Origin of the sequence: Streptomyces sp. NPDC088116 (genome assembly GCF_044741745.1) — a bacterium.
Classification (GTDB): domain Bacteria; phylum Actinomycetota; class Actinomycetes; order Streptomycetales; family Streptomycetaceae; genus Streptomyces.
This window is the reverse complement of record NZ_JBIUTF010000009.1, coordinates 277220-299586: the sequence shown is the minus strand read 5'-3', so window position 1 is coordinate 299586 and position 22367 is coordinate 277220. Positions and strand designations below refer to the sequence as shown.

Sequence of the window (22367 nt, the reverse complement as noted above, 5' to 3'; positions counted from 1 at the left end):
GTTCTGGGCCACACCGCCGGCGAAAGCATCGACGCCGACGCGGCATTCCGCGATCTGGGCTTCGACTCGCTGACCGCCGTCGAACTCCGCAACCGCCTCACCACCGTGACCGGACTACGCCTCCCCGCGACGCTGATTTTCGACCACCCGAACGCGGACGCGCTGACCGCTCACATCCTGGACGAACTCGCCACCGGGAGCCCCGCCGAAACCGCTTCCACGGAAGTGGTCCGGCTGTCGGACCTCGCCGAGATGTACATGCGCGCCGAGGCCGAGGGCAAGGGCGCTGTCTTCCTGGATTCGATGGAGAACCTCGCGCAGTTCCGGCCGACCTTCGGTGCCGACACCGCCGGTACGGCGATCCGGCCGCCCAAACGCGTCGCCACCGGCGACCAGAAGCCGAAGCTGTACCTGTTCCCGCCGTTCATGGCCCCGGACGAACTGGCGTACGTACGGCTGGCGTGGGCCTTCCAGGGCAGCCGGGAGGTGTCACTGCTGAAGCTGCCGGGCTTCCACGTCGGTGAGGCATTGCCACAGGATCTGGAAACGATGACCGCCGCCTACGCCGAGGCGATCCTCCGGGACAACCCGACAGGGGAGGAATTCGCGCTCGGAGGAGCGTCCAGCGGCGGAATGATCGCGCACTGGGTCGCCGCCGAACTGGTACGCAGGGGAGTGACCCCGGTGGGCATCACCCTGTTCGACACCGTCTCCCAGGAGGACCTCACCGCTTTCGAAGAGGATTCGAACGCGCTGCTGGCGGCACTGTTCGAAAACATCAAGCAGGCCGGCGACAACGGCGACGACAGCTGGATCTCCGCCATGGCCCACTACAGGTCGTTCCCGTGGTGGTCCCCGGACCACCTGGACGTCCCGACGCTCCAGGTCCGGGCGACCGAACGGATGGGTGACCCGGTGGACCACGAGGACTGGATGTTCACCTGGAACAGCTCTTCGTCGGTCACCTTGGCCGACGTGCCGGGAAACCATCTGACGATGCTGGACAAGTTCGCGACGGTGACCGCACAGGTGGTCAACGACTGGTTCGCCCAGCCGGCCGCGGAGCGCCCTGCGTTCATGGACTACCGCGGCGCCGTATAGGGCTTCTTCACATACCGCGCGGCCGAGCACAGAAGAAAGGAGACATCGCTGGATTCCACAAACGACTCCACAAACGACTCCGGAAGCGACATCCGGAAGCGACATCCGAGGGCGAACCTGCTCCCAGCATGACGGAGGAGCGGCGGGTCCCCACCCGCTTCCTCCTTGTTCACGGTGGTTCCGGCAACCGTGCCGCCCACCCTGCGAACCGAGGTTCCCATGCGCACGCTCCTGTTGTTCGGATTGGCCGGTCTGCTGGCCCAACTTGTCGACGGCACCCTGGGTATGGCGTTCGGGGTGACCGCGACGACCACGCTGCTGGCCGTGGGCACAGCCCCGGCGACCGCCTCGGCCGCCGTGCACCTCGCCGAGGTCGGCACCTCGCTGGCCTCCGGCCTGTCCCACTGGAAATTCAAGAACATCGACTGGAGAACCGTCGGTATCCTGGCCGCACCGGGCGCGATCGGCGCGGTGCTCGGCGCGTACGTACTGACCTCACTGTCCACCGAGAACGCAGCCGTGTGGATTACCACCGTCCTGCTGCTGCTCGGCCTGTACGTGCTGATCCGGTTCTCGTTCCTCAAGCTCGGCAAGCTGATCACCGGCAGGCGTCCCGGCGCCAAGTTCCTCGCGCCGCTCGGCCTGGTGGCCGGGTTCGTCGACGCCACCGGTGGCGGCGGCTGGGGTCCGGTGGCCACCACCACACTGCTGTCCTCGGGCCGGCTGGAGCCCGCAAGGTGGTCGGTTCGGTGGACACCTCGGAGTTCATCGTCGCACTGGCCGCCAGCGTCGGCTTCCTGTTCACCCTGTCGCAGGAGGAAAACCTCAACTACACCGTGGTCCTCGGCCTGATGATCGGTGGCATCATCGCCGCCCCACTGGCCGCCTGGCTGGTCCGGCACCTGCCGCCGAGGTTGCTCGGCGCGCTGGCCGGTGGGCTGATCGTGTTCACCAACGCCCGCACGCTGCTGGGCGAGTTCGAGGCCACGGCCTGGGTGTTCACGGTCACCTGCACCGCCATCGTGGCGTTGTGGACGGCCGGGGTGTTGGTCGCGATCCGTTCACTGCGTGAGGAACGCCGACAGGACCCCGCGGCACCCGAAAGAGAGTTCGCCCTATCAGCAGCGGAGGATCACAACACATGACGGCGAGCACTTATCAGCTCTCCCATCTGCACACACTCGAAGCCGAATCAGCGCATGTCTTCCGCGAGGTCGCGGCCACCTTCGAGCGGCCGGTGCTGCTGTTCTCCGGTGGCAAGGACTCGGTGGTCATGCTGCACCTGGCGCTGCGTGCGTTCTGGCCGGCGCCCCTGCCGTTCCCGGTGCTGCATGTGGACACCGGCCACAACTTCCCCGAGGTCATCGAATACCGCGACCGGGCGGTGGCCCAGCACGGCGTCCGGCTGGAGGTCGCCTCCGTCCAGGACGACATCGACGCCGGGCGGGTGGCCGACGAACCCAGCCGGAACCGGTTGCAGACCACCGCCCTGCTGCGGGCGATCACCGAGCACCGGTTCGACGCCGTGTTCGGCGGCGCCCGCCGCGACGAGGAGAAGGCCCGCGCGAAGGAACGCGTGTTCAGCTTCCGCGACGAGTTCGGCCAGTGGGATCCGCGCAACCAGCGGCCGGAACTCTGGCAGTTGTACAACGGCAGGCACCGCCGCGGTGAGCACATCCGGGTCTTCCCGCTGTCCAACTGGACGGAACTGGACATCTGGCAGTTCGTGCTCGACGAGGAGGTCGAACTGCCCTCGCTCTACTACTCCCACCGGCGTCAGGTGTTCCAGCGCGACGGCATGGTGCTCGCGGTCAACCCGTTCCTGACACCCGGCTCCGGGGAGCAGCCGTACGAGGCCACGGTTCGTTTTCGTACCATCGGCGACGCGACCTGCACCGGCTGTGTGGAATCCGCCGCCGCCACCCCGGAGGCCGTCGTCGCCGAGGTCGCCGCCAGCCGGATCACCGAACGCGGTGCCACCCGAGCCGACGACCGGATTTCCGAAGCGGGCATGGAAGACAGGAAGAGGGAGGGCTACTTCTGATGGGCATCGACCTGCTACGGATCGCCACCGCGGGCAGTGTGGACGACGGCAAGTCCACGCTCATCGGCCGGCTGCTGTTCGATTCGAAATCGTTGTTCTCCGATCAGCTGGCCGCGGTGGAACGCGCCAGCCGGGACCGTGGTGAGGCGTACCCGAACCTCGCCCTGCTCACCGACGGCCTGCGCGCCGAACGCGAACAGGGCATCACCATCGACGTCGCACACCGCTACTTCGCCACGCCGAGGCGGCGGTTCATCATCGCCGACACCCCGGGCCACCTGCAGTACACCCGCAACATGGTCACCGGAGCGTCCACCGCCGACCTCGCGCTGGTCCTGATCGACGCCTCCAAGGGCGTGCTGGAGCAGTCCCGGCGGCACGCGCTGCTGGCGTCCCTGCTCGGCATTCCGCACCTGGTGCTGTGCGTGAACAAGATGGATCTGGTGGACTTCTCGCAGGAGCGGTTCGAGGAAATCCGCGCCGAGTTCACTTCGTTCGCCGCCAAACTGGACGTGCACGACCTGAGCTTCGTCCCGATGTCCGCGCTCACCGGCGACAACGTGGTGCACCGCGGCGACGCGATGCCCTGGTACGAAGGCACTTCGCTGCTGCACCACCTGGAGGAGGTGCACGTCGCCTCGGACCGCAACCTGATCGACGCGCGCCTGCCGGTGCAGTACGTGATCCGCACGCCCGGCGAGTCCGGGTACTTCCGCGGTTACGCGGGCACCGTCGCGGGCGGGGTGTTCAAACCGGGTGACGAGGTGCTCGTGCTGCCGTCCCGTGCGCGCACCACGATCACGGCGATCACCGGGCCCGGCGGCACGCCACTCGACGAGGCATTTCCGCCCCAGGCGGTCACCGTGCAACTCGACGGCGAGCACGACATCGGCCGGGGCGATCTGATCTGCCGCCCGCGCAACCAGCCGCAAGCGGTCCGCGAGCTCGACGCGATGGTGTGCTGGCTGACCGAGCGCAGCGAGCTGGCCGCGGGCACCCGGTATCTCGTACGGCACACCACCCGTACCACCCGGGCGCTGGTGAGTTCGGTGGACTACCGGCTCGACATCAACACACTGCACCGCGACGAGGCCGCGGATTCGCTGGCGCTCAACGAGATAGGCAGGGTGAGCCTGCGGACGCAGGAGCCCCTGTTCGTCGACGAGTACCGCCGTAACCGCGTCACCGGCAGTTTCATCCTGATCGACGAGCAGACCAACAACACCGTCGCCGCCGGGACCGTGCTGGCCCAGTCCGCCCGGCCGGACGTGGTCTGGCACACCACCGCGGTGAGCCGGGACGAGCGGATCTCGAAGGGCGCCACGATCTGGTTGACCGGGCTGTCCGGGGCCGGGAAATCCAGTGTGGCGGTGGAGATCGAGCGGCTGCTGATAGCCGCCGGCCGCCCCGCCTACCTGCTGGACGGGGACAACCTGCGGCACGGGATCAACGCCGGGCTGGGATTCGGCGAAGCCGACCGCGCGGAGAACGTGCGGCGCGCGGGCGAGGTGTCCAGGCTGTTCGCCGACGCCGGACTGGTCGCGGTGGTTTCGCTGATCAGCCCGTACGCCGAGGACCGGGCGAAGGTACGGGCGGCACACGAACTCGCCGGGCTGCCGTTCCTGGAGGTCTTCCTCGACACCCCGCAGGCGGTCTGCGAGTCCCGGGACCCGAAGGGCCTCTACGCCAAGGCCCGCGCGGGCGAGATCACCGGTTTCACCGGGATCGACGATCCCTACCAGGCACCCGAGTCGCCGGAGCTGGTACTGCGGCCCGAGGACGGTGATCCCACCGCGATGGCCGCCCTCGTGCTGAACCGCCTGGCGGGCGGAATTCCCGAATGACACGACTGTGAGAGCCGCAGACGACCCAGAGGAGTACCACTGTCATGACGACATCCCAATGCCCGGCCGCGAACGCGATCCCCGATTCCGGCGACGGAGTGGTCGATCTCGACGAAGCCTTCATGAACGATCCCTACCAGCTCTACGAACTGCTGCGCACCCAGCGCCCGGTGACCAGGGTGCGGGTGCCGATGGCGCCGCCGTTCTGGCTGGTCACCAAATACGCGGATGTGCGCGCCGGAATGACCGATCCTCGGCTGAGCAAGGACGGTGGCGAGATCGCCAGGATCCTCCGCCGCGCCGCCGAACTGCCCGAGGACGCCGTGGACTTGGACATGGGCCTGCACGACCACATGCTCAATTCGGACCCGCCCAAGCACACCCGGCTGCGCAAGCTGGTGAACAAGGCGTTCACCGGACGGGCCATCGACCGGCTTCGACCGGGCATCGAGCGGCTGGCAACCGATCTGACCGAGGCTATGGCGGCGAAGCTGGCCGCCGGGGCGGACTCGGTCGACCTGATCGAGGAGTACGCGTTCCCGCTGCCGATGACGGTGATCTGCGAGATCCTCGGCGTGCCGGACGACCGGCGACGTGAGTTCGGCGAGTGGTCCCACACGATGCTGACGTCGGCGACGCCGCAGGAGCAGATGGCGGCGGCGGCTGCCATGCGGGAGTACCTGGACGAGCTGGTGGCCGCCAAACGTGCGGCTCCCGGCGAGGACATCTTCTCCGCGATCCTGGCCCCGGGGGAGGGCGCCGACCAACTCTCGCCCGACGAGGCCACATCGATGGCGTCACTGCTGCTGATGGCCGGGCACGAGACCACGGCGAACCTGATCAGCAACGGGGTGCTGGCCCTGCTGCGCGACCCGCACCAGCTGGCGCGGCTGCGTACGGACCCGGCGTTGCTCTCCGGCGCGGTGGAGGAGTTCCTCCGCCTGGAGAGCCCGGTCAGCATGGCCACCACGCGGTTCACCGCCGAGCCGGTGACCATCGGCGACACGACGATCCCGGCAGGCGAGCTGGTCCTGCTGGGCATCGGCTCGGCCAATCGCGATCCGGAGGTGTTCGACCGGCCCGGCGAGCTGGACCTTGGCCGCCCGAAGAGCGGTCATCTCGCTTTCGGGCACGGTATCCATCACTGCCTGGGAGCCGCGCTGGCCAGGGTGGAGGGCGAGATTGCCTTCCGCGTACTGCTGGCCCGGTTCCCCGACCTCACCCTCGCGGTGGCCCCGGGCGACCTGAGGTGGCGCAGCAGCATCCTCCTGCGGGGGCTGACCAGCCTGCCGGTGCGCGCGGGCGGGCACTGACAGCCTGATGACCGGAGTGTGGCTTTCCCTGCGAAATTCGCAGGGAAAGCCACACTTTTGTCATCCGGTGTCACCTCTGTGCTGTGGGATTGGCGACGTAGCGGAATAGCTGTTCCGGATGCTAGGTTGATTTTACTCCGGCTTGACCCGGAGATGAATCGGCTCATGCCCGGTTCCGCGATATCGGCGACCCGTGAGGAGGCTGTGATGGATTACTCGGCGAGTTGGTGTTTGGTCCATTTAGGCGGATGTCCCGGCGTTTCCTGGAGGGGAAATGGCGGATCCAGGCTCTCACAGCATATGGCATCCAGAGATCGCCACGCCCTGTCGGCACCTGGCCGGTCCTGGTTCGGGTGGAACAGATCTTCCAGCCGGCGTTCCTTTGCCGGCAACCGTCACCCGATGATCATCGACCCTGGCCGCGCACTCGCGCGCCGAGGATGCTCCTCGACTGCCCGCGTTGACGGCTGCTGGAAAGCCATGACAACCAACGGTAGTTGACATGAAGCCACAAGCACGGCACGGGGTCGGGAATCGGGCCTGGCTCGTCCGCGGAGGAAGTGTGTGCCTGTCGGGTCATAGCCGCTGGCCACCGGAGCTTTACCTCAATCCGACGCCGCCGGTCTCGGGGGTTCATCCCAGACCTCATCCGTCGCCGCCCAATCCTTTCCCACTCGCTATCGAATCGCCTCGTGCTGACGCGTTCATCGTGGGAAATTAATGAATCGTTCATGGCGTTCTTGGATCGTACGTGAACAATGCGACGCTTTGCCACCGTCCTGCCGCCGAATTGGCCGGGGTGCATGCTTCCTTTCTGGCCCGGCAATTCCCGGGCTGAAGCACGCCTAATCGTGGCACGAGTAAATTTCACGTTAAGATTGCATTCGCCTCCGGTATGACATGCGGCGAATTTCCCCCGTGCGCTCCGCGACGCCTGTTATGGCTGTCCGCCTGGCCGGGACTCGAAGGGCCGGCCATTGGTGCACCCGGGTAGCTGATCTTGGCATCTGTGACGGGATTCATTCACCGTCGAACGTATCGAACATTCTACCTAGTCCGGCGCATACGGGCGTGAAGTTGCCCATTCTTGACCCGAGTTCGCGATTCGCGGCCGGGTGCTCATTACGGGCGTGAATTTCCGGTGAGACAGATGGGTGAGGCAGATGAACAGCAGGCGAAATGTTGTTCGGGGGCTGAGTGGGCGGGAGGCTGAGCGAGCCCGTGTCTCCACGGCCGCCCGCCGCCTTCCGCAGGGACTGACGACAGCAGATGTGCACTGCCGACAGGGAGAGAATGTGGAGCCTCGGATTCTCGACAAGCTTGCGGAGCCGACGACACCGCAAGCGCAGTCGGTCAGCTGGTCGTTGCACGGCCGGGACGAACAGGTGGACCGCATCGAGCAGTTGATGCGCGCGACGGCCGAGGGCAACCAGGGACACCTGATCGTCCTGGAGTCCGGCATCGGCACCGGCAAGACCAGACTGCTGTCCGAGTCGATGGTGCTGGCCGAGCGGAACGGGTTCGCGGTGCTCAACGGCGTGCCGAAGTCGCTCACCATGGTCGGTGCCCGCCAGGGCCGGCACGACACCGACCGGGTCGGCTGGCTGGCCGCGCAGGTCGAGGCGAAGCTCGACGGCGACCTCCGGCGTGGTCCGGTGCTGATGGTGCTCGACGACGCGCAGTGGACGGACCCCGCGGTGCTGCGGGCGCTCGGCGCCCTGATGTCGAAGCTGGACGACTCGCCGGTGCTGTGGCTGTTCGCGCTGCGTGCCGAGCTGGGCGAGTCGGCCAACAGCCTGGTGCTACGGGGCATGGCGCGGGCCCACCGCAGCGACTGGCTCGGGCCGCTGGGCCCGCTGCCCGGTGACGCCGTCGTCGGCCTCGTCGGTGACCTCTTCGACGCGGTTCCCGACAGGGACCTGGTGGAGCTGTGCGAGAGCGTCGGCGGCACTCCGCAGGCGATCGTGGACCTGGTGCACCGACTGGGCGAGGAGCACTGTGTGGCGATCAGCGACGGGGTCGCGTCGCTGGCTTCGGGGCCGATGACCTCGGGCATCGCCGTGGCCGTCGCGGAGGACCCGGTCGGGCGGCTGCCGCAGCCGTTGCTGCGGTCGGTGCGCGGTCGGCTGGGCGAACTGTCCCAGCGGGCGCAGAACATGTTGCAGGTCGCAGCGGTGCTGGGCAACGGATTCTCTCCGCGCGACCTCGCGGAGATGCTGGGCGAGCTTCCCGTCCAACTGCTGGGGCCGTTGCAGGAGGCCATGGGTGCGGGGCTGCTCAGCAGCGACGGCGACGGATTCGTGTTCCACCGCGAGCCGGTGTGGCGTGCGGTGCTGGGGACCGTCCCGGCGCCGTTGCGGTCGATGCTGCACCGGCAGGCGGCCACCATGCTGCTCGCCAGGGCGGGGGAGCCGACCGTGGACGTGGCGGTGCATCTGGTGCACTGTACGGAGGTCGGTGACGCCGAGGCGGTGGCCACCATCGGCGAGGCCGCGCGGCGGTTGCTGCCGTCCTCACCACAGTCGGCCGCGGCGCTGGCCACTCGCGGTCTGCAGGCCACCGAGCCCGGTGGCCCCGACCACCTCGCGCTGGGAACCACGGCCACCGCGGGCCTGGTCCGGCAGGGCAAGCTCACCCAGGCCGCCGAACTCGCCGAAAAACTGCTGCAGATGGCCGGGCCCGCCCCGGCGGAGTCCATTCGCCCGCTGCGCACCTGGCTGGCCATGGCGCTGATGCTGCGCGGCGACGCCTCCGCCGCGCAGCAGGTCTCCCAGGAGCCCTTCTCCGCCACGGCTCCCTCGGACGGCGGGGACCCGACCCTCGAACTGTTGGTGCTGAACACGTTCTCGCACGACAACGAGGTCGCGAAGGTCGGCCTGGCCGACCGGGTGCTCGCGGTCACCGGCGCGTACAGCGTCGAGGTGCGGGTGGCGGCGTTGAACGTGCGGGCGATGGCGATGTGGCGTGAAGGCCGGATCGACGAGGCGCTCGCCTGCCTGGACGAGGCGGTGGGGCTGCGCGGGCAGCTCGCCGAGACCTGTCAGAGCGATCCACTGTGGACCAAGGCGTGGATGCTGATCAGGCTCCACCGGCTCGACGAGGCGCTGGAAGCGGCCGACGCCGGCCGCCGCACCATCGACTGGGACGGCATGGGCGTGCTCACCCCGGTCCCGCTCGCCCTGCGCGCGATGATCTTCTTCTCCAAGGGAGACATCGCCGCGGCCGAGACGGAGGCGGCCGCGGGACTCGCGGCATCGCAGAGGGCGGAGATGCCGCTCTACGACCCCCCGCTCCGCGCGGTGCTGATCTTCTGTGCGCTACGGCGTGGTGACCTCGCCGCGGCCGCCGAGGGGCTGCGGCGGCTGGACGAGTCGATCCCCTCGGAGCTGGTTCACTGGTGGTCGGCGATGCGGCGACTGCTCACCGGTCTGGTGTCCTCGGCCAAATCGGGCGCGAACGCGGCGATCGACGAGATCCGCGAGCTGGCACAGGACTCCTCCCTGCGCATGCAGTTGGTGCTCGAGGCCCCGTTGGGCGCCGCATGGGCGGTACGCACCGCGCTGGCTGCGGACCAGCGGCCGTTCGCCGAGCAGATCGTGGTCACTGCCGAGGAGATCGCCTCGGTCAATCAGCTCCATGGCCCGGTGGTGGCGGCGGCGAGGCACAGCCGGGCGCTGCTGGACGGCGATCTCACCGCGCTCGCCGGGCTCGGGGAGCTCTACGGCGATCCGTGGGCGGTTGCCTCGGTCGCCGAAGACCTCGGCTCACTCCAGCGTGAGACCGACCGCGAGCAGGCCGTGAAGGAACTGAACCACGCGATGGTGATCTACGAGGAGGTGGGTGCGGAATGGGACTCGGCGCGGGTGCGGCTCAAGCTGCGGCAACTCGGAGTCCGACGCCGGCACTGGAGCCACGAAACCCGGCCCGAGACGGGCTGGGACAGCCTCACCAGCACCGAGACCAAGGTCGCCCGGCTCGTCGCCCAGGGGCTGACCAACCGCCAGGTCGCGAGCGAACTGTTCATCTCCCCGCACACCGTCGGCTTCCACCTGCGCCAGATCTACCGCAAGCTCTCCATCCAGTCCCGAGTGGACCTGGCACGCATCGTGCCGTGACCGCACCGCGCGCGTCGTACAGGGGCCGTTCTGGCCGGCGTTCTCCGTCGCCGCGGTGGGCACAGCATCACTGACCCGTTTCGGCCCGCCGCCCAACTGCGGGCCGCGTAGGGCGCCTGACGGGCAACTGCCCTTGTCAGGCGCCCTTTTCTGGGTCTGGAAGAAGACCGCCTGCTTCGGCGAGTACGCGACCAGGAGGTTCCGGAGGCGCCGTCGCGACCCCAGGGCGGCGGCCGACGTCGTCACGGTGACCGCGAGGTCATGGCGGAGACGGTGTTCGTACCCCGGGTGTTCAGCGCGCGGTGGTCTCCGGCCGCGGCAGTGACGTCGCGGAGCCGACTCCCGCCGCTTCGCCGCGATCTGCTGCGTCCGGGTGCCGCGCCGGACGATCGGCGTCCGGACGGTGGGACTGCCCTGTATCTTTCCGTGGCGCAGGGCGAGGTCCGCTGTGCGGAGCTTCTGCCGGCGGCCGGAGCGTCGCCGAATCTGGAGTCCCATGGCCCGCGCGACGGGCTCCCGCTGGCGGCTGCGGCGGCCCATGCCGACCCCGCCATGGCGGGGTTGCTGCCGGCTCATGGCGCCGACTCTGAGCTGAAGGAGCGTGACGGCGCCGGGGGCGGTGCGCTGGACTGGGCCCGTGGCCGGCGGGAGCCCGGCATGCGACGAACTCGAAAACGGCGGTCACGAAGTGGGTCACATCGAGTGGATCGACTACCGCAAGACGGCCGGACTGCCGATCTTCCCGCCCATCGGCCCGGCCCTCGCCGGACTCACCGGCCCCCACGCCCCAGTGATCGACACCGTGCCCCGGCCGTCACAGACGACAACTGCGTATGGCTGTAGCAGCGCCGCTCCGTGGCCAGGGGAGACGCTGCGAGCCCGCCGCGTCGGGGCGGCGGGCTCGGGCCCGTCTTTTGGATCAGGCCGGACCCGAGACCTACCGGGTGAGGTCGAGCGCCGCCCGGATGATGCTGTCGGTGTCGATCCCATGGTGGCGGTAGACGTCCTCCAGCGAGCCGGACTGCCCGAAGTGGGTCACTCCCAGGGTACGTACGGGCACCTGGCGGATCGTCGCCAGGAACGCCAGCGTGTGCGGGTGGCCGTCCAGCACGGTGACCAGGGGGGTCGCGCGGGCGGGCGGAAAGACCTGGTCGAGGATCCAGCCGGCGGCGTCCGTGTCCTGCCCCGTACGGGAGTTCAGCGCCCGGAAGAGCAGGCCGGGACTGGTCACGCAGACCACGTCCGCGGCCACACCCTGCGCCGCCAGCCGGTCCGCGGCGGCCAGCGCCTCGGTGGCCATCACACCCATCGCCGCGATGGTGACCTCCGCGCCCACCACTCGCCGGAGCGGGTAGGCGCCGGCCACCACCTGGCGGCGGCGGCGCTCACGGGCGGCAGGATCGGTGGGTACGGCGGCCAGTGACTGGTCGACGGGCCGGGTGGACAGCCGCAGATACGCCGACCCGCCGTCCGGCCTGCCCAGCCGGGCCAGCGCCGCCAGCAGGGTCCACTCGACGTCGATGGCGAAGGCCGGCTCCCAGGTCGTACAACCGGGCTGCTCGACGCCCAGTGACGGCGTGGTGATCGACTGGTGGGCGCCGCCCTCCGGCGCCAGCGTCACCCCGGACGGCGTGCCGACCAGGACCGACTGGCCGCCCGCGTAGATACCGAACGACCACGGCTCCAGGGCGCGTTGCACGAAAGGGTCGTACAGCACGCCGATCGGCAGCAGCGGCCGGCCCCAGCGACTCCAGGTGGCGCCCAGTTCGCCGAGCAGGCCGACCAGGTTCGTCTCCGCGATACCCAGTTCGATGTGCTGACCGGTCGGCCTCTCCCGCCAGTGCAAGATGGTCTCAGCGTCGTCCGCGAACCAGTTCGTCCGCTCGGTCGCCGACCACACGCCGACCTTGTTCACCCAACCCCCCAGGTTGGTCGTCGAGCTGACGTCCGGGCTGACCGTCACCACCCGCGCCGCGGCCTCGGGTGCCTGCCGCGTCAGATCGAGCAGCACCCGGCCGAGCGCCGCCTGGGTGGTGCCGGAGCCGGTGGGGGTACGGCCGATGTCGGTGGGCAGAGTGGGAGGCGGCTGGAGCGCCGGGTCGTCCCGGCGCAGCCGCTCGGCGGTCTCCGCGCAGAGCACGGCCGCCGGGGAACCGGGCGCGAAGTCCGCCCAGGGCCGGTCGGTGTCGCAGCCGAGCCGGTCGGCCAACTGGTCCATCTGCTCCTGGGTGAGGAGCGAGGAGTGGTTCTGCGGGTGGCCCTGGACCGGCAGACCGTGACCCTTGACGGTGTACGCCAGGATCACCGTCGGCCGGTCGTCGGCGACCGCGGACAGGGCGGAGTCCAGCATGGTCAGGTCGTGGCCGCCGAGGTTCCCGACGGCCCCGGCCAGCTCCTCGTCCGTCAGCCCCGCGACGAGCGCGGCGATCCCGGCCGCGCCCGGTTCCGTACCGGGCAGCCGACGGCGCAGCTCCGCCGGCGCGCAGCGCAGCAGCCGCTGGTACTCGGCGTTCGTCATCGCGTCCAGCCGGGCGCGCAGCGCGTCGCCGCCGGGGCGGGCGAACAGCTCCTCCAGCACCCGTCCGTACTTGACCTCCAGCACCTGCCAGCCCGCCGCCGTGAACATCCCGCGCAGCCGGTCCGAGGCCGCCAACGGCACGACGCGGTCCAGCGACTGGCGGTTGAGATCGACGATCCACACCAGCTCGCCGAGTTCGGCGACCGCCGGGTCGAGCACCGCCTCCCACACCGCGCCCTCGTCCAACTCGGCGTCGCCCACCAGCGCGTACTGCCGACCGGTGAAACCACGGTCACCCGGGGACGGTGCCGCGTCGGTCAGCCCCGCCGGCGCTCCGGCGCCCACGCCGTCCCCGGCGTAGCGGCGGGCCAGCGCGCCCCATATCGTCGCGGTCGCGCCGATACCCACCGATCCGGTGGAGTAGTCGACCGGATCGGGGTCCTTGCTCCGGCTCGGGTAACTCTGGAGGCCACCCAGCTCGCGCAGTGTCGTCAGATACGCCTCGGGAAGCTCACCGAGCAGGTAGTTGATGGCGTGCAGCACCGGCGAGGCGTGCGGCTTCACCGACACCCGGTCCTGCGGGCCCAGATGCCGGAACCACAGCGCGGTCATGATCGACACCATGGAGGCGCACGACGCCTGGTGGCCGCCGACCTTGAGGCCGGACGGGTTGGAGCGCACTCGGTTGGCATGGTGCACGACCGCGCTGGAGAGCCAGAGCAGACGGTCCTCCACCTCACGCAGCACGCCGAAGTCGAAGGGGCCTGATCCGCCGGATCCGGCACGTTCCCCGAGTCGAGTCGCGGTCGTCATGGCGTGCTGCCTCCTGGGCTCTGAGCCGGTCGTCACCGTACGGGGGCGTACGGGCCCGTACGGTGTGCGTTCGTTGCCAACGAGGAGACCAGCAGGCCATCATGTGCACAAGTGCGGGCCGGTCGACTGGGCACAATGCATGGTCTCCACCTGCCCCGTCCCACGGAAGGTGCGCACCATGACAAGCCGCGACCGTCTCGACGCGACCGACGCGCGCCTGCTCCTCGAACTCACCGACCGCCCGCGCGCAACGGCCATCGCGCTCGCCGAGCGCACCGGACTGAGCCGCAACACCGTCCATGCCCGGCTGACCGCCCTGGACAGCGGCAGCGCCCTGGGCGGCTTCGACCAGCGGGTCGACCCGGCGGCGCTCGGTTACGGACTGACCGCCTTCGTCACCACCCGGGTCGTACAACGCCGGCTGGACACGGTGGCGGCGGCGCTCGCCGCCATACCCGAGGTTCTCCAGGTGCACGGCCTGACCGGGGAGAGCGACCTGCTGGTGCACGTCGTCGCGACCGACGCCGAAGACCTCTACCGCACCGCCGGACGGATCCTCGGCATCCCGGGCGTGGAACGCACCGACACCGCCCTGGAGATGCGCCGACTGGTCGACTACCGACTCACCCCGCTACTGGAACGCACGGCGGCCCGTCGGCGCTGAGCGCACTCCGGGAAGCGCTTATCCGTGGACACGCGCAGACCTTCTTCTGGTCAGCGGTCGTGAACGGCGCATGGAACAGGCGGCGTTCGCAGACGTGCGGGTGCCCGGCTTTCGCTCAGCCCTTGACGGCGGAGCTCGCGACGCCCTGGACGAACCAGCGCTGGAAGAAGGCGAAGACCACCAGGACGGGCAGGACCAGAAGGACGCCGAAGGCCAGGATCTGGCCCCAGTCCGGGGGCTGCTGGCTCTGGAAGACACTCATCTCCAGCGGCAGCGGACGCACCGACGGGTCGGAGACCATCAGCACCGGCCACAGGAAGGAGCCCCACTGGATGAGGAAGGTCAGGATCGCCACGGAGGCGAAGGCCGGCTTCGACATGGGGACGACGATGGCGAAGAACGTGCGCCAGGGGCCCGCACCGTCGATGCGGGCGGCTTCCTCGATGCTCGGTGGGATCGAGCGGAAGAACGTGTGGAACTGGTAGACCGAGAAGGCGTTGGCGATGAACGGGAGCGCCAGGATGTAGAGGGTGTTGCGCTGGTCGTTGAACATGTAGAAGAGCGGCACGGCCACCGACTCGAACGGGACCAGCATCAGCAGCAGGATGAGTGTGAAGACGGCTTCCCGGCCGCGCCACTTCAGCCGGGAAAGGCCGTACGCCGCCATCGAGTTGACGAACAGGCCGCCGGTGACGACGACGAATGCCAGCAGCAGCGAGACGCCCATGAAGCGCCAGAAGTAGCCGGTACTGTCGGAGTCGAGGCTGCTCAGGACGGCGGAGTAGTTGTCGAAGGACAGGTTGGTGGGAAGGAAGCCCGACAGGCCGCCCAGGACCTCGTCGGACGGCTTGAGGCTGCCCAGGAACAGGTAGATCACGGGCAGCACGAAGACGAAGGCCAGCACACTGAGTACGGCGTAGTCCATGAAGCGGCGCAGGGACGTAGGGGTCGTACCCATGGGTCAGTCCTCGTTTCCGGGCCGGACGACGCGGCGCTGGATGAGCGTCAGGACGACGACGATCAGGAAGAAGACGACGGTGATCGCGGACGCCTGGCCGATGTTGTTCTGGTCGAAGGCGGTGGTGACGGCCTGGTACATCACGGTACGGGTGGCGTCCTCGTCGAGGCCGCCGCCGCGGACCAGGACGTAGACCTGGTCGAAGACCCGGAAGGAGAGCACCGAGGTGAGCATGGCGACGAAGACGAGGGTGCCGCGGATGCCGGGCAGGGTGACGTGGCGGAACTGCTGCCGGCGTCCGGCGCGGTCGAGCTCGGCGGCCTCGTAGAGCTCGCCCGGGATCTGCTGGAGGCCGGCGAGGAGGATGACCATCTGGAAGCCGACGCCCTGCCAGATGGACAGGACGATGATCGAGGCCATCGCGGTGGCGGAGTCGCCGAGCCAGTCGAAGGCGCCCCAGTTGCCGAAACTCACCGCGTGCAGCGCGGAGTTGAGCATTCCCTGGTCGCTGCGGGCGAGGATCAGCCGCCAGATCACGGCGACGAGCGCCATGGGGAAGACGACCGGCATGAAGAACAGGGACCGGAACAGGCCTATCGCCTTCAGCTTGCGGTTGAGCAGGATCGCCAGCCCGAGGGCCAGGGCCGTCTGGACGGGTACGACGACCACGGCGAAGGTCAGGTTGTTCAGCAGCGCCCGCAGGAACGGGCCGGACAGGTCGGGGTCGGTGAACAGCCGCCGGTACTGCTCGACACCGAACCAGGTCGGTTCCAGCGGGGAGCCGAGGCGGACGTTGTAGAAGGAGAGGACGACGGCGTAGCCGAACGGCACGCCGACGAAGACGATGAGTCCGACGACGGCCGGGGCGGACATGAGCAGTCCGTGCGGCCAGCCGCGGTTCTTGCGGCCCGGCCGCGCTGATCGCGCAGACCGCGCGGGCTTCACGGGTGTCACGGACGGGCTCTGCTCCGGGCCGGGCGGCGCGGAGTGCGCGGGGTCCACGGATATCACGGGAGGGTCCTGTTCCCGGCGGGCACGGTCGCGGCAGCCGCGCCCGCCCCGCCGCTGGGTCCTACGGGATCTTGTAGCCGGCGTTGTCGGAGAAGTCCTGGTCGATGGCGCGGGCGGCCTTTTCCAGGGCGCTCTTGGGGTCGGCGCGGCCGTAGATGGAGTTCAGGGCCTCGCTGAACTTCGAGGTGATCACGGGGTATCCGGCGCTCACCGGACGGGTGACGGCGACACAGGACTTGGTGATGTCGCTGTCGCCGCACGGCTTGGCAAGCTGGTCGGCGAGGAGCTGGAGCGGGCCGCCCTGCTGGTAGAGGCTGCTCGTGGCGAGCGCCGTCCTGGTGGCGGGCACCGCCCCGTTGGCGGTGGTCATGGCGGTGACGTTGGCATCGTCAAGGAGGGTGTCCAGGAACGTGCCGGCGGCCTTGGCGTTCTTGGTGTCGGCGCCGATGCCCCAGGCCCAGGAGCCCTGGCCGGTCTTGGGGCCGTTGCCGAAGTCGGGCAGTGGCAGCACGACGAGTTCGTCGCCGAGGGCCTCGCTGTAGGCGGGGTACATCCAGTGGCCGGCCCAGCTCAGGGCGACGCGGCCCTTGGCGAAGGCGTTGCCGTCGGTGTTCGGGTCGACGTGGGTCTTCCAGGACTGGAAGGTCTTCATGGCCGAGATCACGGCCGGGGTGTCGAGGGCGCCTTGTGCCTTGCCGTCCTTGAGGAGGGAACCTCCGGCGGACCAGACGATCGGGGCGAAGCCGTAGGTGCCCCACTCGTAGGCATAGCCGCCGGTCTCCTGGAGGTCGAGGGTCTTGCCGTCGGAGTCCTTGGCCTTCAGCGCCTTGAGCGCGGCGGTGAACTCCCCGGCGGTCCAGGCGTCGGAGAGGCTGGTCGGGTACTTCACCCCGGCCGCGTCGAGCAGCTTCTTGTTGCCGTAGATACCGAGTCCGGAGTCGAACATGCCCAGGCCGTAGTGCTTGCCGTCGACCTCGCCCTGCGCCTTGCTCGCGTCGGTGGCGTTGTCCATGGTCCTGGCGGAGACATAGGTGTCGATAGGGGCGAGCTTCTTGTTGTAGACGAAGTTCGCCATGGTCGGGCCGTCGAACTCCAGCACGTCCGGCAGTTCGGCGGCGTCGGTGGCGGTGATGGTCTTGGTGTAGTCGGCCTCGGGGATCAACTTCAGGTCGACCTTGATCTTGTTCTGCGAGGAGTTGAAGGACTTCACCGCGTTCTGCAGCGCACTGGCCTCGTTCTTCTGGCCCTGGTGGGCCCAGACACTGATGGTGCCCTTGCCGCTGCCGGCCTCGGCGGAGGCGTCGGTGCCGCCGCCCGAGCCGCAGGCGGTCAGTGCCACCAGGGGGGCCAGGGCCAGGCCGGTACATACGGCGCGGCGGTACTTTCTGCTGATTGAGGTCATGGCTGTGCCTCCGTGCTGGGCGAGGGGTCGAGGTGCTGACGTGTTTTCCGGGCGTGGGGCTCAGGGAGTTACTGCGGTCCGCGCGGGCGCGGCGGGGCGGTGGTCTCACGCAGGACGAGGCGGATGGGCATCTGCACCTGTTCGGCAGGGGGTTCGGCGTCGGGCTCGTCGAGCTGGCGCAGCAGCAGCCGGGCGGCCTCGGCGCCCTGCTGGGCGACCGGCTGGGCGACGGTGGTCAGGCCCACCACGTCGGCGAGTTCGTGGTCGTCGAATCCGACGACGGACACGTCGTCCGGCACCTTCAGCCGGTGGCGGCGCAGGGCACGCAGGGCGCCCATCGCCATCTCGTCGGACTGCGCGAACACCGCGGTCGGCGGGCGGGAGGCGGCCAGCAGCTCGGTCATGGCCCGCTCGCCGCCCTCGACCGTGTAGTCGCCGTCCGCCTCCAGCGCCGGATCGTGCTCCACCCCGGCGTCGGCCAGAACCTCCAGGTAGGCGTTGCGGCGCTCGATGGGCGTCGTCCAGTGCAGCGGCCCACTGGCCCCCGAGATCATGCCGATGCGGCGGTGGCCCAGGTTCACCAGATGCCGTACGGCACTCTCGGCGCCGGCCCGGTCGTCGATGCCGACCACGGTGAAGCCGGGCCGGGTGCCGCCGACCGTGGTGGCCAGCGGTACCCCCAGCGAGCGCAGCGCGGCCGACTCCGCATCGTCAGGAATGAGGAGCGACAGCACCGCGTCCACTCGCTTACGGACCGGCAGCCTGGTGAAGAAACGCTTGCGTGTCTCCGGCGAGCCCAGGTTGTAGAGCAGTACGTCGTAACCGGCGGAGCTGAACTCCTTCTCGGCGGCGTCCAGCACGGTGCCGAAGAACCAGCGGCCCACGTACGGGACCACCACCCCGATGGTGAAGGTACGCCCGCTGGCCAGGCTGGAGGCGGAGCGTGAGGCGGTGTAACCGAGCTGGGCGGCGAGCGCCGCGATCTGCGCCCGTACATCCTCCGACACCCCCGGCCGGCCGCGCAGCGCGCGGGACACGGTGGACGCCGAGACCCCGGCGGCGCGGGCGACATCGGTGATGCTGGCCGTCACGGCGGATTCCTCCCGTTGATTTCACGTCGGTGTGATCTGTGGGTGACGTGACCGTAAACCCGCCCATGTTGTTGCGCAAGCGTTTGCGTTCATATTTACTTGGGCCGGTTCTCGGGAGACCTTTCTGGTATCAAGCATCAGCGCATACGTTTGGGCGCTGTGGAGCGACAGGAACTGTGCATGCGATACGCGCCGCCCGGCCTCTGCGTGAACGACTTCGCCGTCCTGCGCGACGAGGACGGCACGTATGTGGTGCTGCATCTACAGGGGCCCTGGACAGCGGAGTTCGACCACCTGCGGATGGAGACCTCCTTCGGCCGGGCCACCTCCACCGACCTGATCCGCTGGCAGCCGCAGGGCTCCGCTTTCGGCAACGGACTGCCCGGCCGGTTCGACCAGCAGGCGGTGTGGACCATGCATCCGATCCAGTACGGCGACGGAATGGCGATGTTCTACACAGGCGTCTTGGGTCTCACGCGGGACGGCTGGCCGCTCCAGTCGGTCGGGCTGGCGTACTCCGACCGCACGGACGGCACCGGATGGCGGCGCCACGGGACCGTGCCGGTCGTCGAGGCGGATCCGCGCTGGTACCGCACCGGTGAACGCATGGGCTGGCGCGACCCGTTCGTCGTACGCGACGACGAGTCGGACGGCTGGGTCATGGTCGTCTGCGCCAGTGACGCCTCCCTCCCGGTCGAGGTCAGCGGCTGCGTCGCCTGGGCCACCTCCGACGACCTGGAGCACTGGACCGTCCACTCGCCGCTCATCTCCCCAGGCGACGTCGACGAGTTGGAGTGCCCGGTCCTGGAACGCCTCGATGACGGAACCTGGCTGCTGCTGGGCTCCATCGGCGCGACCCGTGGCTTCGAGGCATGGACTGCACCGAGTCTGCGAGGCCCCTGGACCCGGCGCGGCCTTCTTGGCCCGACCGGCGCCTACGCTCCGCGCGTGATCGCCGCGCCCGACGGCTCCCGCGTCGTGCTGCACACCACGCCCCGCCAAGTCGGCCTCACCGATACCGGGGAACGCTGCCGCGGCATGCTCGCCCAACCCAAGTCTCTTGTCACACCCTTCGATTCGGCCCCCCGCCTGGAATGGTGGCCCGGCCTGAACCCATGGCTCGGCGAGGAGACGGACCGCCCCGTCCCGCACGCGGTCGGCGACATCGGCATAACAGGGCCGGTCGCCATCACCCTGCGCACGAAGGTCCCGGACAGCAACGATCCCGCACTGGCCGTGGGCTGCGACCGCAAGAGCCTCTGGGTCACCGGCCCCGACGGGACCCGCCTCGGCGAAACCGTCCTGACGGACCCCGCCACCACGCTGCGCATCCTCACCATCGGCGAATACGTCGAGATCTACGCCGACGGCGTGTTCGTCCTGACCACCCTGTGCTACTCCGGGCACCCCGTCACCTGGACAGCCGTCACGGGGGGACGCGAACACACCATCCCGGTCCGCCCGGTCCGGCTGCCCGACCCGCACCGCGACGACGCCTCGGCCATCTGGCCCGGCCCGTCACCGCGCTGACCCGAACTCCCCTCCGGAAAAGCCCGGCCATGCCCGCCGTGGACGTCACCGCCGACGGTCTCCGCTTTCCCGACGGATTTCTGTACTGCGCGCCACACGTCGGGTGGGACCCGGTGGCCGATTGTTGATCTTGCGCGCGCAAAGGACCGTTTGTGAGGGGCCGAGGCCGGCCGCCGAGCGGACGCCACCCCGGTACTGGGTAGACTGACCTACCTAGTAACCGGGAGGGAATGCGATGAGCGAGACCGGAACGGCGCAAGCGCGCCCCGGCCGGCGGCGAGGGGCCGCGCGCGAGCGGCTGCTCGCCGCCGCGGCGCGCCGCTTCTACGCCGACGGCGTGGCGGCCACGGGGATCGACACGATCACCGCCGAGGCTGGTGTGGCGAAGATGAGCCTGTACAACAACTTCTCCTCCAAGGCCGATCTGGTGATGGCCTACCTCGACGCGCGGCATGAGGAGTGGCTGGGCCTGTACCGGCGGCGGCTGGAGGAGGCCGCGGGCGGTCGCGGCGGCGTGCTGGCCGTCTTCGACGCGTACGCCGATCACGCCGCCTTCGCCTACGAGCACGGTTTCCGCGGGTGCGGGCTGCTGAACGCAGCCGCCGAGCTGCCTGCCGCGGACGAGGGCCGGGCCTCGGTGCGCCGCCACAAAGAACAGGTCGAGGACCTGCTCGCCGGGCACCTTGAGGACCTGCTGCCCGGACGGCCGGAAGAAGCGCGCACGACGGCGGAGCACCTGTCGTTCCTGCTGGAAGGCGCGATGGCGCGCGCCGGCCTGGAAGGGGCGGGTACGCGTCTGGAGCACGCTCGCACGATGGCGGCCGACCTGCTGGACCGGCTGTGACGCGGGCAGCCGGACACGCGGTCGGCACGACAGGTGGGGGAGCGGTCTGCGTGCTGCTGGCGTCGGTCCTGTGGGGCACCACGGGCACCGCCGCGACCTTCGCCCCTGACGTGGGGCCGCTGGCGATCGGGGCAGTCGCCATGGGCCTGGGCGGACTGCTCCAAGCCCTCATCGCCGCCCCCCGTATCCGCCGGGAGGCCCCTCGGCTGCGCGCGCACAAGGGCGTGGTGCTCCTCGGCGCGCTGTCGGTGGGGGCCTACCCGCTGGCGTTCTACAGCTCCATGCACCTGGCCGGGGTCGCGGTCGGCACCGTGGTGTCCATCGGATCGGCCCCGCTCGCCTCGGCGTTGATCGAGCGTGTCGTCGACGGGCGCCGCCTCACGCGCCGCTGGATGATCGGCGCCGCCCTGGGCCTGTCCGGGACGGTGTTGCTCTGCGCGGCCGAAGCGGCAGGCGCCCCTGACGGCCCTGGTGCCCGCTCCGCAGGACAGACCGTGCTCGGCGTGGGGCTCGGCCTGGTCGCCGGGCTCACCTACGCCCTGTACTCCTGGGCGGCCCACCGTCTGATCAGCCGCGGCATCACCTCCGGCGCGGCCATGGGGACCGTCTTCGGGATCGGTGGGCTGCTGCTGATGCCGGTGTTGCTGGTCACCGGTTCCCCGCTCCTCGCCTCCTGGTCCAACGCGGCCGTCGGCATCTACATGGCCCTGGTGCCCATGTTCGCCGGCTACGTCCTGTTCGGCTGGGGCCTCGCGCACGTCCCGGCGAGCACCGCGACCACCCTCTCGCTGCTGGAACCGGCCGTCGCCGCCGTCCTGGCCGTCCTCGTCGTCGGCGAACGCCTGCCCCTGCTGGGATGGACCGGCATCGCCCTGGTCGTCGGCTGCCTCGCCGTCCTCACCATGCCGACCCGCGCCACGGCGAGGCCCCGGGCAACGACCGCAGAGGTACACGGCGCCGCCCACACGGACCCCGCCGGGCTTGCAGGGCACAGCGGGAACTCATGAGCCCTAGCTCCCGGCCGCAGACGCGAGGACGCACCGTGGGTGGCCGGGCGTACGGCGGGGGGCATGGCCGGGCGGACGCGCCGCCGCGCGGGAGCCGAGCCTGCCGGGCCAT

Annotated in this window: 16 protein-coding genes; 11 read left to right on the top strand and 5 right to left on the bottom strand. The window is 69.7% G+C overall.

All coding sequences use genetic code 11. The features are described from left to right. From ACIOJD_RS32110 to ACIOJD_RS32080, 7 genes are all read left to right on the top strand, one after another. The coding region (locus tag ACIOJD_RS32110; protein WP_401919735.1) for a thioesterase domain-containing protein at window positions 1-1101 on the top strand (1101 nt) is incomplete at its 5' end. Between the two features lie 219 nt (window positions 1102-1320). After that, window positions 1321-1953 (top strand): sulfite exporter TauE/SafE family protein, encoded by a 633-nt coding sequence (locus tag ACIOJD_RS32105; protein ID WP_401919733.1) that lies wholly within the window; start codon window positions 1321-1323, stop codon window positions 1951-1953. Continuing rightward, window positions 1851-2246, top strand: a complete 396-nt coding sequence (locus ACIOJD_RS32100; protein WP_401919732.1) for a hypothetical protein — start codon at window positions 1851-1853, stop codon at window positions 2244-2246. Before ACIOJD_RS32105 ends, ACIOJD_RS32100 begins: the two co-directional genes overlap by 103 nt. After that, window positions 2243-3145 carry a sulfate adenylyltransferase subunit CysD gene (cysD, locus tag ACIOJD_RS32095; protein ID WP_401919731.1) on the top strand — a complete coding sequence of 301 codons (903 nt, stop codon included), beginning with the start codon at window positions 2243-2245 and terminating at the stop codon, window positions 3143-3145. The genes ACIOJD_RS32100 and cysD overlap by 4 nt, the downstream gene beginning before the upstream one ends. Then, window positions 3145-4989: an adenylyl-sulfate kinase gene (cysC, locus tag ACIOJD_RS32090; RefSeq protein ID WP_401919730.1), complete on the top strand. Its 1845-nt coding sequence runs from the start codon at window positions 3145-3147 to the stop codon at window positions 4987-4989. The genes cysD and cysC overlap by 1 nt, the downstream gene beginning before the upstream one ends. Window positions 4990-5033: 44 nt before the next feature. Continuing rightward, window positions 5034-6302 (top strand): cytochrome P450, encoded by a 1269-nt coding sequence (locus tag ACIOJD_RS32085; protein WP_401919729.1) that lies wholly within the window; start codon window positions 5034-5036, stop codon window positions 6300-6302. A 1295-nt stretch (window positions 6303-7597) separates the two neighbouring features. Further along, complete coding sequence (locus tag ACIOJD_RS32080) at window positions 7598-10417, top strand: LuxR C-terminal-related transcriptional regulator (protein ID WP_401919727.1); 2820 nt, start codon at window positions 7598-7600, stop codon at window positions 10415-10417. A 937-nt stretch (window positions 10418-11354) separates the two neighbouring features. Here ACIOJD_RS32080 and ACIOJD_RS32075 read toward each other — a convergent pair. Next, window positions 11355-13748 (bottom strand): transketolase-like TK C-terminal-containing protein, encoded by a 2394-nt coding sequence (locus ACIOJD_RS32075; RefSeq protein WP_401919725.1) that lies wholly within the window; start codon window positions 13746-13748, stop codon window positions 11355-11357. 178 nt (window positions 13749-13926) lie between these two features. On the opposite strand from ACIOJD_RS32075, the gene ACIOJD_RS32070 reads away from it, so the two are divergent. Continuing rightward, window positions 13927-14412 carry an Lrp/AsnC family transcriptional regulator gene (locus ACIOJD_RS32070; protein WP_401919724.1) on the top strand — a complete coding sequence of 162 codons (486 nt, stop codon included), beginning with the start codon at window positions 13927-13929 and terminating at the stop codon, window positions 14410-14412. 115 nt (window positions 14413-14527) lie between these two features. Here the strand turns inward: ACIOJD_RS32070 and ACIOJD_RS32065 are convergent, their stop codons facing one another. The 4 genes from ACIOJD_RS32065 to ACIOJD_RS32050 form a co-directional block, all read right to left on the bottom strand. Further along, window positions 14528-15370, bottom strand: a complete 843-nt coding sequence (locus tag ACIOJD_RS32065; RefSeq protein WP_401919723.1) for a carbohydrate ABC transporter permease — start codon at window positions 15368-15370, stop codon at window positions 14528-14530. 3 nt (window positions 15371-15373) lie between these two features. Then, complete coding sequence (locus ACIOJD_RS32060) at window positions 15374-16381, bottom strand: carbohydrate ABC transporter permease (RefSeq protein ID WP_401919721.1); 1008 nt, start codon at window positions 16379-16381, stop codon at window positions 15374-15376. 61 nt (window positions 16382-16442) lie between these two features. Beyond that, on the bottom strand, window positions 16443-17783 hold the full coding sequence (locus ACIOJD_RS32055) for an ABC transporter substrate-binding protein (RefSeq protein WP_401919719.1): 1341 nt from the start codon (window positions 17781-17783) through the stop codon (window positions 16443-16445). Window positions 17784-17851: 68 nt separating this feature from the next. Then, the gene (locus ACIOJD_RS32050) at window positions 17852-18874 is read right to left on the bottom strand and encodes a LacI family DNA-binding transcriptional regulator (RefSeq protein WP_401919718.1); all 1023 of its coding nucleotides are present in this window, start codon (window positions 18872-18874) and stop codon (window positions 17852-17854) included. Between the two features lie 180 nt (window positions 18875-19054). Here ACIOJD_RS32050 and ACIOJD_RS32045 point away from each other — a divergent pair, with 180 nt between their 5' ends. The 3 genes from ACIOJD_RS32045 to ACIOJD_RS32035 all read left to right on the top strand — a co-directional run bounded on the left by ACIOJD_RS32045 (window position 19055) and on the right by ACIOJD_RS32035 (window position 22255). Then, a complete protein-coding gene (locus ACIOJD_RS32045) occupies window positions 19055-20404 on the top strand; it encodes a mucin-1 (RefSeq protein WP_401919716.1) in 1350 nt (449 codons plus the stop codon). 235 nt (window positions 20405-20639) lie between these two features. After that, the gene (locus ACIOJD_RS32040) at window positions 20640-21248 is read left to right on the top strand and encodes a TetR/AcrR family transcriptional regulator (RefSeq protein WP_401919714.1); all 609 of its coding nucleotides are present in this window, start codon (window positions 20640-20642) and stop codon (window positions 21246-21248) included. Beyond that, window positions 21245-22255 carry a DMT family transporter gene (locus tag ACIOJD_RS32035; protein WP_401919712.1) on the top strand — a complete coding sequence of 337 codons (1011 nt, stop codon included), beginning with the start codon at window positions 21245-21247 and terminating at the stop codon, window positions 22253-22255. The genes ACIOJD_RS32040 and ACIOJD_RS32035 overlap by 4 nt, the downstream gene beginning before the upstream one ends. Window positions 22256-22367: the final 112 nt, after the last annotated feature.